The 11999-nt window shown below is 43.1% G+C and carries 11 protein-coding genes and 2 tRNA genes; 4 read left to right on the forward strand and 9 right to left on the reverse strand.

Going from position 1 to position 11999, the window contains the following annotated elements; genetic code table 11:
* Positions 1-144: 144 nt before the first annotated feature.
* Genes ABIC84_RS25855 through ileS form a run of 3 tightly spaced genes read right to left on the reverse strand, consistent with a single transcriptional unit; the run spans position 145 to position 4514 of the window.
* Positions 145-750 carry a lipoprotein signal peptidase gene (locus ABIC84_RS25855; protein WP_090533800.1) on the reverse strand — a complete coding sequence of 202 codons (606 nt, stop codon included), beginning with the start codon at positions 748-750 and terminating at the stop codon, positions 145-147.
* Positions 751-1134: a TraR/DksA family transcriptional regulator gene (locus ABIC84_RS25860; protein ID WP_090533802.1), complete on the reverse strand. Its 384-nt coding sequence runs from the start codon at positions 1132-1134 to the stop codon at positions 751-753.
* On the reverse strand, positions 1134-4514 hold the full coding sequence (ileS, locus tag ABIC84_RS25865; RefSeq protein ID WP_429265449.1) for an isoleucine--tRNA ligase: 3381 nt from the start codon (positions 4512-4514) through the stop codon (positions 1134-1136). Before ileS ends, ABIC84_RS25860 begins: the two co-directional genes overlap by 1 nt.
* Positions 4515-4586: 72 nt before the next feature.
* On the opposite strand from ileS, the gene ABIC84_RS25870 reads away from it, so the two are divergent.
* Positions 4587-4781, forward strand: coding sequence for a hypothetical protein (locus ABIC84_RS25870; protein WP_090533806.1), 195 nt, complete (start codon positions 4587-4589; stop codon positions 4779-4781).
* Between the two features lie 520 nt (positions 4782-5301).
* Here ABIC84_RS25870 and ABIC84_RS25875 read toward each other — a convergent pair.
* Positions 5302-6603: a leucine-rich repeat-containing protein kinase family protein gene (locus ABIC84_RS25875; protein ID WP_429265450.1), complete on the reverse strand. Its 1302-nt coding sequence runs from the start codon at positions 6601-6603 to the stop codon at positions 5302-5304.
* A 202-nt stretch (positions 6604-6805) separates the two neighbouring features.
* Between ABIC84_RS25875 and ABIC84_RS25880 the strand changes: the two genes are divergently transcribed.
* Positions 6806-7579 carry a M17 family peptidase N-terminal domain-containing protein gene (locus tag ABIC84_RS25880; RefSeq protein WP_429265451.1) on the forward strand — a complete coding sequence of 258 codons (774 nt, stop codon included), beginning with the start codon at positions 6806-6808 and terminating at the stop codon, positions 7577-7579.
* A gap of 87 nt (positions 7580-7666) precedes the next feature.
* On the opposite strand, the gene ABIC84_RS25885 is transcribed toward ABIC84_RS25880, so the two are convergent.
* The 4 genes from ABIC84_RS25885 to ABIC84_RS25900 all read right to left on the reverse strand — a co-directional run bounded on the left by ABIC84_RS25885 (position 7667) and on the right by ABIC84_RS25900 (position 9547).
* Positions 7667-7741: transfer RNA gene (locus ABIC84_RS25885), tRNA-Val, on the reverse strand.
* A 139-nt stretch (positions 7742-7880) separates the two neighbouring features.
* Positions 7881-7955: transfer RNA gene (locus ABIC84_RS25890), tRNA-Val, on the reverse strand.
* A 102-nt stretch (positions 7956-8057) separates the two neighbouring features.
* Positions 8058-8375, reverse strand: coding sequence for a hypothetical protein (locus ABIC84_RS25895; protein WP_429265452.1), 318 nt, complete (start codon positions 8373-8375; stop codon positions 8058-8060).
* A gap of 1007 nt (positions 8376-9382) precedes the next feature.
* Positions 9383-9547 carry a hypothetical protein gene (locus ABIC84_RS25900; protein ID WP_429265453.1) on the reverse strand — a complete coding sequence of 55 codons (165 nt, stop codon included), beginning with the start codon at positions 9545-9547 and terminating at the stop codon, positions 9383-9385.
* 128 nt (positions 9548-9675) lie between these two features.
* Here ABIC84_RS25900 and ABIC84_RS25905 point away from each other — a divergent pair, with 128 nt between their 5' ends.
* Together ABIC84_RS25905 and ABIC84_RS25910 are read left to right on the forward strand one after the other, a co-directional pair.
* Positions 9676-10368, forward strand: a complete 693-nt coding sequence (locus ABIC84_RS25905; protein ID WP_429265454.1) for a ferritin-like domain-containing protein — start codon at positions 9676-9678, stop codon at positions 10366-10368.
* 12 nt (positions 10369-10380) lie between these two features.
* Positions 10381-11226: a ferritin-like domain-containing protein gene (locus ABIC84_RS25910; protein WP_429265455.1), complete on the forward strand. Its 846-nt coding sequence runs from the start codon at positions 10381-10383 to the stop codon at positions 11224-11226.
* Positions 11227-11300: 74 nt separating this feature from the next.
* Here the strand turns inward: ABIC84_RS25910 and ABIC84_RS25915 are convergent, their stop codons facing one another.
* Positions 11301-11747 (reverse strand): thioredoxin family protein, encoded by a 447-nt coding sequence (locus ABIC84_RS25915; protein ID WP_429265456.1) that lies wholly within the window; start codon positions 11745-11747, stop codon positions 11301-11303.
* Between the last annotated feature and the right edge of the window lie 252 nt (positions 11748-11999).

Consider the following 11999-nt stretch of genomic DNA (forward strand, 5'->3'; position numbering starts at 1 on the left):
AGGCCCTCGAAGCATGGTGGGCAGGCCTCTGCGCGCGACCCTTCGACAAGCTCAGGTGACATGGACTTTGCACCAAATTTCATCTTCTTCTCCAACAAAAAAGCCGCTCGTCGCGGCTTTTGATATATTAAGTTTCCAATAATACTATTCTTCAACCATTTCGCTGTTGGGGCTGGCTACTTCTGGTTTTTCGTGTTTAAAATAGCGCTTCTGGTACAGCAGGATCATTATAACACCCACGCAGATAGAGGCATCGGCCAGGTTAAAAACCGGCCTGAAAAACTCGAACGACTCGCCTGCCCAAAACGGGAACCATGACGGATAGGTGCCACGCAATAGCGGAAAGTAAAACATATCAACCACACGGCCATGAAATAAAGGGGCATATTTATACATTATACCATAAAAGGTTGAATCGATAATATTGCCCATGGCGCCAGCTAAAATGAGCGCTACGTTCATGATGAGCCCGCGATGGTATTTGTGTTTAATTAAATAAATAAGAGTGTAAATTATACCGCAAACCGCAACTATGCGGAACAGCGTTAAAGCCAGTTTGCCCGCATCGCCGCCCCACTCCATACCAAATGCCATACCGTTGTTTTCGGTATAGTGCAGCATCCCCCTGCTTCCCAGGAAACGAATTTCGTCCTGGAGCTGCATGTGCGCGCGGACCCAGGTCTTAATGATCTGGTCGGCAAGGATGATAAAGGCAGCAGTTAAAAAAGGTTTGGTATAAGCAGCCTTCATTTATTGCTTTAATTTAGCTTCCATAGAGAGGGTTGTGTGCGGAACAGCACGTAAACGCTCTTTCGGGATCAGCTTGCCTGTTTCGCGGCAAACACCGTAAGTTTTATTTTCAATACGTACAAGCGCGGCTTCAAGCTGCTCAATAAATTTTTTCTGACGGGCTGCCAACTGGTTTATCTGCTCTTTTTCAAGCGTGGCCGAACCATCTTCTAATGTTTTGTAAGTACCGGCGGTATCATCAGTGCCGTTGGCATTAGGCGAACTCAATGAGGTAGCCAATGAGTTTAATTCCTCGCGGGCTATGCGCATTTTATCCAGGATAATCCCTTTAAATTCCTGCAGGTCAGCTTCAGAATATCTGGTTTTTTCTTGTTCTTGTTTCATTATACTTTACTAATAGCAATCAATATTTCTTGTTCGTCAATTGTAACAGGTTCGCCCCCGGTAAGGTTATCCACAAACGTAATGCTGTCGGCCAAAATTTCGGCGCAAATGTAGGATAGATTCTTTTCCACGGCCTCTCTGATCGCCGGGGTGCTGCTTACCTGCACGTTTATCCTGTCAGTTACTTCAAATCCTTTGGTCTTACGTATATTCTGCACACGGTTGATAAACTCGCGCGAGATACCCTCCTGTTTTAATTCGTTGGTTATGGTAACATCTAAAGCCACGGTTAGTTTTCCCAAATTTGCTACCTGCCATCCGGGTACATCTTCGGCTATGATCTCAACGTCGGTAGCTAATACTTCGTATTTGCCATCAAGAACCGGGATGTTGCCGTTGGTTTCTAAAGCGGCAATATCATCCTGGGAGAAGTTTGTGATGGCTTCGGCTACAACTTTCATATCCTTACCTACCTTTTGGCCTAAGGCCTTGAAGTTTGGCTTTATTTTCTTTTTAATGAAACCTGCGGTATCGGTAATATACTCGATATCTTTAATATTGGTTTCAGACAAAATCAGGTCTTTAACCTGCTCAACGTGTAATTTAAAGCTTTTATCCAGTATTGGCAATAAAATTTTGCTCAATGGCTGGCGCACGTTGATATTCACCTTTTTACGAAGTGACAAGGTTAATGACGAAACATCCTGTGCAAGTTGCATACGCTCTTCCAGTTCAGCATCAACCAATGCGCTGTTGTATTCGGGGAAGTAAGCTAAATGCACCGATTCAAATTCCTCTTTACCTGTAACAGCGTTCAGGTCGCAATATAACCTATCGGCAAAGAACGGCGCTATTGGCGACATGAGCTTGCTGATAGCGATGAGACAGGTATATAAGGTTTGATAAGCCGAAAGTTTATCTTCCGGTTCGTCTGATTTCCAGAAACGGCGGCGACTTAAGCGGATAAACCAGTTACTGAAGTGCTCAACAAATTCCTGGATAGCGCGGGCAGCTTTGGTTGGCTCGAAATCAGCATAATAACTGTCAACTTCTTTGCTCAGAGTGTTTAGCAGCGATATAATCCATTGATCAATTTGTGGGCGCTTGCCTATGCTAATATCAGGTTCCTTATATGTAAAATTATCAATGTTGGCGTAAACGGCAAAGAAGTTATAGGTATTGTATAGCGTACCAAAAAACTTACGCCTAACTTCATCTATACCCTCTTCGTTAAATTTAAGGTTATCCCATGGCGATGCATTGCTGATCATGTACCAGCGGGCGGCATCAGCTCCATATTTTTCGATGGTCTCGAACGGATCAACGGCATTGCCCAATCGTTTAGACATTTTGTTGCCATTTTTATCAAGCACCAGGCCGTTTGATACTACGTTTTTGAATGCGATACCTTTATTGCCAACCTGTTCATTGATAGCTTTCACCTCGTCACTTGCTTCGCTCAACATTACGGCTATGGCGTGCAAGGTGAAGAACCAGCCGCGGGTTTGGTCAACGCCCTCGGCAATGAAATCTGCCGGGTACGCATTCTTAAATTCTTCCTGGCCTTCAAACGGGAAATGCCATTGTGCGTAAGGCATAGCGCCCGAGTCAAACCAAACGTCGATCAGGTCGGGCTCGCGCAGCATTTTATTGCCGGTTGATGATACTAAAACAACATCATCAACATAAGGACGGTGCATGTCTTCCAACTTAAAACCCTCAGGCATGAAACCTGCTTTGATCGATTTTGCAATCTCTTCATTTAATTCGGCAATTGAACCAATGCAGATCTCTTCCGTTCCGTTTTCCTCGCGCCAGATAGGCAGCGGGGTGCCCCAGTAACGTGAACGTGAAAGATTCCAGTCCACCAAATTTTCCAGCCAGTTACCAAAACGGCCTGTACCGGTTGATTCCGGTTTCCAGTTGATGGTTTTGTTCAGCTCCACCATTTTATCCTTAACCGCGGTAGTACGGATAAACCAGCTATCAAGCGGATAGTATAGTATGGGCTCGTCGCTGCGCCATGAGTGCGGGTAGCTGTGCTCGTATTTTTTAACGTCGAACGCGCGGTTCTCGGTTTTTAATTTGATAGAGATCAGTACGTCGGTCGGTTTAAAACCTTCTTCGGCACGCTCTGCGTCGGTATAATATTCTTCCTTAACGTAACGGCCGGCGTAATCGGTAACCTCTTCAACAAAACGGCCTTGTTTGTTCACTAATGGAACATCCTTGCCTGTTTCGTCTTTCACCATTACCGATGGTACGTTGTTTTCTTTACAGGCCCTGAAGTCATCCGCACCAAAAACAGATGCGGTGTGTACTATACCGGTACCGTCTTCCGTGGTAACAAAGTCGGCAGGAATAACACGGAACGCGTTTTTCTCCAGGTCCTCATTAGTTACATAAGGCATCAGTTGCTCGTAGTGAATGCCCACCAGTTGACTGCCTTTTACTTCTGCCTCGATTTTCCATGGAATGATCTTGTCGCCACCTTTGTAATCAGCGAACGAAACATTCTCACCTTCTGCTTTGAAATATTTTTTAACGAGGTCTTTAGCCAGCACTACACAAACCGGTAGGTAGGTGTAAGGGTTAAAGGTGCTGATCTTAACGTAGGTAATACTTTCGCCAACGGCGAGGGCGCAGTTTGATGGTAAAGTCCATGGGGTAGTTGTCCAGGCAAGGATAAATACTTCCGTATCTATTCCGTTGAACAAAAACTCCGAATCGCCGTCGCGTTTAACTTTAAACTGCGCGGTGATCGTAGTATCCTTCACCATTTTGTAAGTGCCTGGCTGGTTAAGCTCATGTGAGCTTAGGCCGGTACCAGATTTTGGAGAGTATGGCTGTACGGTGTAACCTTTATACAGCAGATCTTTATTGTGCAGCTGTTTAAGGATCCACCAAAGGCTTTCAATGTATTCATTTTTGTAGGTGATGTACGGATCGTTGAGATCAACCCAGTAACCCATTTTTTCGGTCAGGTCGTTCCAAACATCGGTATAGCGCATTACCTCCTTGCGGCAGGCATCGTTATAATCTTTTACGCTTATTTTTTTGCCGATATCATCTTTGGTGATGCCCAGGGCTTTTTCAACGGCAAGCTCAATAGGCAAACCGTGGGTATCCCAGCCACCTTTACGTTTTACCTGGTAGCCTTTAAGCGTTTTGTAGCGACAAAAAATGTCTTTAATTGAGCGCGCCATTACGTGGTGAATACCGGGCATGCCGTTAGCGCTCGGCGGCCCTTCATAAAAAGTATAAGGATTACCTGCCGGACGGCTGGTAATGCTTTTCTCGAAAATATTTTTCTGTTTCCAGAAGTCCAGTATCTCTTTGCCGGTTTGCGATAAGTTTAACTGCTTATATTCCTTGTACATCTATTATTTCACCTCGTTTTTAAGAGGTTGCAAAAATACAGAATTTAAAAATGATTTTTTTAATTTACGCCGATGAAAAATAAAGCAAAACGCTCTGTTTATCTTTTATTAATCGGGATAATCCTGTTTTCGGCAGGGATGGCTATTCCCAGCGGCCCCGGCGAAAAATGGGACGATTACGCGCGCGGTGCAGGAGCAGGGTTATTTATTGCCGGCTTTATCGGCCTGGTGACCTGGCTTATTGATGTGGTGAAGGAAAATAAGTAAGCCTTAAGTCCTGAGTTGTTAGTCTCAAGTTGTTAGTCGTAAGTCAAACCCGGATAGGTATTACAGCATTGCCCAACCGGAGCCACCACCGTGTTTTAAATCATAAATCACTGATCTCGAAGTTAGAAGTCAAAAATATTACTTCCGACTAAATACTTTCGACTTAGGAGTTTTTCATATACTAAAGCTTTAGTTGATGCGTTATTGATAAGACTAAAAAATAAAAGCCTCCTTGCACTCGCTGCTTGGAGGCTTTAAACCTAAACCTTATCACAAATCAAGGTGGTAACCTTGTATTGAAATAGCTACAAATCTACTATAAGAATTATTAAAATCAAAAAAAAACCGACGAATAGATTAAATGAATCGACGGATTATTAAAAACTATCGTTTTTTGTTTTAATTTTTCTAAAAAATTAAAAATATTGCGGGCGTGCGCTTGTTTTTCCAAAATAAAACAGGTCGTCAGGGAAATGAAATTCGCCGTAGCTTTTCGGATGAACACAGTAGGTTTGGCCGGTTATTTTAATCCGGAAAATGCGGCGTTTAAATGGCGAAATGTAGGCCTGTTCGTTAATTGTTCGCTCAGGCAGCTTTCTTTCAAAACCAATAACTTTTTGAGGTCAGGATGTTCTGTGTTATTACATAGCCTTGCCAGGTCATCCAATAAATAACCAAAAGCCCTTACTTCAAGCCATTCAAGTTTGCCGGCTATTGTTGTATTGGCCGTATCATAAAAACAGGCGGCTCCGAAATCGCTGAACAGTGTGTTGGCTTCATCATCAATCAAAATATTGTGTGCATACAGGTCGCTGTGCATAATCCCCTTGCAGTGCAGGTGCTCTGCTACGGATGCAATGGTGCCTGCAATTTTTAGTACCTGCTCGGGTGTTAGGTTCAGGCCTGGTTTGAAAACATCGCGCGTACAACTGTCCAGGCTGGGTGGGAGGCCCAGGTTGTAAAAATTTTTAGGTATTAGTTTCATTACCAATCCCTTTTTGTTTTCGGGATGGTTGGCTATCTGGCCTATCAATTGTACAAGCCCGTTATGATTGCCGGCAGTGATACAGGCGTTCATTTCATCTTCGGGCAGGCCATCGCTGGTAACTGCCCCTTTGAAAATTTTAACGGCAACGTCGATGGGCTCACTGGCTTTTCGCCACACGACTTTGGAGATGATACCTGATGCACCTTCGCCAAGCAGGTGCTTAATCTCCAACTCCTGGCTATCAATTGGTGTAAGCGGTTGCACGGCTGGTTTATAGCTAAAAGGATTGCCCGAAAAAGCCAGCCACGATAGTTTAGGCATGGATAAGAGCCACTCGGGGAATTCATTTAATTGATTGGCAGAAATCCGGAGCAACTCCAGGTTTCGGCAATTAGCAAGTGACGCCGGCAACTCCGTTAACCGGTTACCCGCAAGCATTAGTTTCTGCATCCTGCTGCAATTGCCTATTTGAGGGGGTAACTCAGTAATCCGGTTGTTGGTGAGGATGAGCCAGCGGAGATTTGAATTAAGCGATGCCGGCGGTACCTTTTCTATCCGGTTTGATTTAAACCCTGCGATATCCAAAAAGGGGCAATCGGAAAGTACTTCGGGCAAAACCGTAAAGCAGTTTTCTGAACAGAAAAAGGTTTTCAGCTTTTGGAGGCGACCAAAATCTGACGGTAACGCGTCCAGTTTATTGAATGAAAGATCAAGATATTCCAGCGTATCTGCCAATTCAAAAATTTCAATAGGAAAGTGGGAAAGATTTTCTGATAGTTTAAGCGATGCTGCTCCTTTTAATTCTCCGTTTTGTAACTGTTTTAACGTTTGCATAGGCTGAAGCAAAAGAACAAAAAATGCTCAACATTTTGGTTGTGACTCATATATGATGTGGTGGAATCGCGTTTAGATTTATTCAGCTTTTAAGATGATTTTTTATTTTCTTAATCTACGTCATCTTTTTGTTTTTCAATTTCCTCCACTTTTGATGTATTAGTAATAGAGACAAATAATATCAATTTAAACATCGTCATCCATGGAACACAATATTACAATAATTAAGAAAGCAGCTATAAAATTGCATACAGGCTCGTTAAAGCTGATGTTTGCAATGGCAATCATCGGCTTAGTAAGTTTTACAAAAGGTTGGGCACAGACACAAGCGCCAACTTTACCCGCTCCCGGTACATCGGTAACAATTGGCCAAATAGATGGTATCACGATAGCGACAGCTGTTCAGTCGCCGTCCAATCAGCAAACACCACTTCAGGTAATTTGTGTTTTTGAATACACAGAGGACGATATTTTTAATTCACCGCCCGCATTGCCGCGCAATCTTAACGGTCTTGTACATGTAGATGAGGCCTTAAAAGGGATACTCACCGAATTGCGTAAAAGCGGCCGGTTTGAAGGCCAGACCCTGGAAACAATGCTTATTACACCATCAGTTGGCAGCTTGCCTGCCGGAAAGTTGCTGATCATAGGGCTTGGCGACCGAAAGTCCTTTAATCCTGAACTAATGATCAGTGTTGGCCGTGTGGAAATGCGCGAAGCTTTAAGGCTGGGGGTAAGCAGTTATTCGCATGCCAGCGATTTAAAGGATGCTGGTATTGATTCGCCTACAGGCGTTGTTGCTGTGAACGTTATTAAAGGCGCTATAAGCGCCTATGAAACGGAGGCTTTTTTGAAAGATCATTCGCTGAGTTCTGCTAAGGCTATTACTCAAATAACGCTGCTTGCAGGGCCGGCGTTCTTTCAAACCACTGCTGATGCGGTTAAAGTTTTTGTGGGTAGTTTCAAGGGGGATTAACTCATAACGTATTGCGATAAAATGAGTTTGAAAGACTTTAAAGGCTGATTTTAAATAAAAAAGCCCTGCAATTGCAAGGCCTTTTTGTGGGAACTACTGGGTTCGAACCAGTGACCCTCTGCTTGTAAGGCAGATGCTCTGAACCAGCTGAGCTAAGCTCCCTTTGTTTTTAATTTTACCATCATTTTGGTAAAACCGAGCGGCGAAGTTAAATCACTTTGCCATATAATGCAAATACTTTTGTGAAGTATTTATCGAAGAGCGCAAGTATAAAAGCCCAACATTACTGTCAGGCTTTTCGTGGGAGCTACTGGGTTCGAACCAGTGACCCTCTGCTTGTAAGGCAGATGCTCTGAACCAGCTGAGCTAAGCTCCCTTGCTTTTGGGACTGCAAATATAGGGGTTGATGTTTACTCTTCAAAAAATATTTTTTATTTTTTGTAATTTTTTGATTTTTAATGAGATATGTTTTAATAATCTACTTCACATCCCTGTACTGGGCACGCGGACGGGGGTCTTCGGGAAGGATTTCCATTTCCGGGAATTCGATGTAATAGGCATACCACTGTATAGCGCCTACTAAATCCAGCGCATCTTCGGCAGCTACATTTACCGTTTCAAAAGCATAAAGCTTATTGCCGGCATAGCCATAAAGCTGGATCTCATTGTCATCCGGACTAAATTGCTCTTCATCAAGGCAGTAAACTTTTACCTTGAGGCGTGTATCCCTGGAATGGATCACGTCCCTACAGGGGTTTTGGGGATCGGTTGCCAGTAAATATACATTATAGTCCATAATCGGTTTAACAAAGTTTAAATGGGATGGTTTCTTTATTAAGCATTTAATACTCAGAATTGTTTGATTTTTAGGCTAATTCCTAAGGGTGTGGAAATTGTACCCTTGTTTGGGGAAAGTTTCTACAGTTTAACGTTTAGATAACATTAAAAACCTGTTTTTTAGGCGTATAGGTGTATGTTTATCAATTGGCATTTCGTTTGAATAAATGTTATTACCCTTCTCAAAGGGTTGTTTTTCATAGGTAGATGTAGGGTCGAAATACTGCGAGAGTATTTCGACCTTTTTTTATTATCAAATGTTTGGTGCCGGTTTCATTTCCAAAGCAGGTTTATGTAACTGGATATGTCATCAAGGGCATGTGATGACGGGAAAGATAGTTTAGCCGATTAGGGTTTAACTTTTGGGAAAATTATACCACCATTCCCCGGAAAGTATTTACACACTTTATATTCACTACGCCTTTTAAAATGCGTTTTGAGTGCTGGAAAGGCATTTTGACATTTGGCACCTGGTTTGAATTAAAGTTAATACCCTTACTAAAAAGGGTTGTTTTTCATAGGTAGATGTAGGGCCGGACCAACTGCGAGAGTTGTCCGGCCTTTTTTATTACGGCGTTTATATTGCCTGATAATTAAAATGTCCCCCGACGAAATTAACCATTGGGAAATTAATTCCCGGTTTTGGGTGTCATTTCTACACATTGAGGAGTGTTTGTGTTTTAAAAAGCTGCCAATTAGGCATTTAAGGCCATTTTTAAACATTGGCATCAGGTTTGAATATAATTTAATACCCTTCTCAAAGGGTTGTTTTTCATAGGTAGATGTAGGGCCGGAATAACTGCGAGAGTTGTCCGGCCTTTTTATTTAACGTGAATTTCAATCTCTCTCTAATCTGATTGCTTTTTAATTAAGAATATTTAATGACAGGAGCTTATAATCCCCGATTTTGGTATTGCTTTCCACATGGGGACATCTATTAACTTCAAAAAGCTTATTTATAGGAGTTTAAAAGCTGTTTTTATGATTTGGCCCAAGGTTTGGATAAGTATTAATATCCCTCAAAGGGTTGTTTTCATAGGTAGATGTAGGGCCGAAAAACTGCGAGAGTGTTTCGGCCTTTTTTATTATTCCGAATTTTTGAGAGGTCTTTTTAGCTGTAAATAGAGCCATGGGTTTTACCCGCAGTTAAACACTCCAATTAAGAGTAGATTAATTATCGTAAATTGAAATCTGTTGGATTGTAACGGGCGTATATCCATCTACAAGATAACTAATTATAGTATTAAAAATCGAACTCTATGAAAACATCTGAACAGGAAAGCATAGGCGGAGCAAATATGGCCAGGAGGTCATTTTTACGCTATGCGGGGTTAGGCGTGGCATCAGCCGGACTCTTAGCTACAGCAGCTTGTCACAAAGACCACAAGGTAATTGTTGGCGGGGGCATTGATATCGGTGCCAAAGGCGATCTTGCGATCCTTAACTACGCTTACGCGCTTGAGCAACTGGAAGCCGCATTTTATATCCAGGTAATTACCACGCCATATTCGGGCATGACCGCCGATGAAAAAGCGCTTTTCACAAGTATCCGTGATCATGAGGTGCTCCACCGTGAATTTTTCAAAGCTGCCTTAGGCGGTAATGCAATCCCTGCACTTACTGTCGATTTCAGCACTATCGATTTTACCAAAAAAGCTGCCGTACTTGGTGCTGCCAAAGCATTTGAAGATACCGGCGTTAAAGCTTATGATGGTGCAGGTTACCTGATTAAGGATGCTGGTTATTTAACCATTGCCGGAAAAATAGTGTCGGTTGAGGCAAGGCACGCTGCATTGATTAGCAATATGCTTGTTGCAGGCTCATTTGCTGCTGATGACCAGGTAGACAGCAACGGTTTGAATAAATCAGCTACCATTGCCGAGGTATTGCCTATCGCAAACACCTACCTCAAAACTAAAGTGAGTGCATCCAATTATAGTTACACAGCTTAATCCCACATCGCCATGAATTTATTTAATATAATAGACGAGATAGAAAAATTTGATCCCGAACTGAACGACAGGCTTAATCCGCGTCGTGCAGCTATCAAAAATATAACCAGCTTCGGTTCAAAAGTGGCTATGGCCGCTGTGCCGTTTGCCATGGGTACCATGCTCAAAAGGGCGTACGGGGCTGCTGCTGCTCCAACAGTGATTGAGGTTTTAAATTATGCTTTAACACTTGAATATCTTGAGTCGTCATTTTATAATACAGGTGCTGCCTCAGCAGGTTTGATCCCTGCTGCAGGCGCCTCTTATATCAACACAGTAAAAGACGACGAAAACCAACATGTTGCCTTCCTGAAATCAGCTATTACAGCTTCGGGCGGTACGCCGGTTACTTCGCCTAAGTTTGATTTTACAGCAGGCGGCGGCACAGGTGAGGGGCCCTTTAAAGGTTTGTTCGGCAATTACAACTTGTTTTTGAAGGTGGCGCTGGCTTTTGAAGATACAGGTGTACGTGCTTATAAAGGCCAGGCGCCTAACTTGCTGGGCAATAAAGATATTTTGACGGCGGCTTTATCAATCCATGCGGTTGAAGCCCGTCACGCATCGGCTATCCGGCAGTTGCTGGGCGTTTCCCCGTGGATCACCAGTACCGCTACTTTAGGCAACGATACCGGTGTGCCGCAGGTTAACGGAAATTACGATGGCGAACAAAACGTTACCCAGGGCGGTGTCAACCTCACCACATTGCCGGGTGTATCAGGCACATCTACTTCAGTAGCCGTTGCTACCGCTGCTTTTGATGAGCCATTATCTATGGACCAGGTGTTAGCTTTATTAGTAGGTACTTTTATCTACACCTAAATAAAGTTGTTAATTGAGTTAAAAAAAAAGACCGGTTGCTTATAGCGCCGGTCTTTTTTATAGTTAAAATTCAATTATTTGTTTAATGCCTGCCTGCCAAATTTAATGAGGTCATTTGCCCTGATATAGCCTACCGTTCCTGATACGGGTTTGCCTTTGCTGGTAAATATAATCATGGTAGGGTAGGCCTGTAGCCCCCATTCGGCAGCAAGGGCCGGGCCTTGTCCTTTTTCCATGTCAATAGCTACGTTTACAAAATTATCGTTGTAAAAATCAGCTACCTTATTGTTTTTAAATGTAGTAGCCTTGAGCATTTTGCAGGGGCCGCACCAAGTGGCATAAGCATCAACAAAAATGTATTTGTTTTGGCGGGCAGCCTGTTTTAGAGCTTCGGTCCAGGAGTTTTCAATAAAATTGATTTGGGTTGATGATTTGCTGGTGGTTTCCTGGGCTTTTGCAGTTGAGCTGGACACAAGGGCAATTAAGGCGATAAAATAACTTATATGTAGGAGGTTTTTCATTTTAATAGATTGATTGGTAATAAAACAGCACGTATATAATGCTTTATACGTGCTGTTTATTGTAGCGGTTATAATTTAATTGTTTTAGGGGCGGTGCTGCTGCTGTTGTTGGCGCTGAGCTTGTTGCTGCTGACGTTGCTGTTCCTGCTGTTGTTGACGCTGAGCTTGTTGCTGCTGACGTTGCTGTTCCATCTGTTGTTGGCGCTGAGCTTGTTGCTGCTGACGTTGCTGTTCCTGCTGTTGTTGGCGCTG

Origin of the sequence: Mucilaginibacter sp. 3215 (assembly GCF_050433785.1) — a bacterium.
Classification (GTDB): domain Bacteria; phylum Bacteroidota; class Bacteroidia; order Sphingobacteriales; family Sphingobacteriaceae; genus Mucilaginibacter.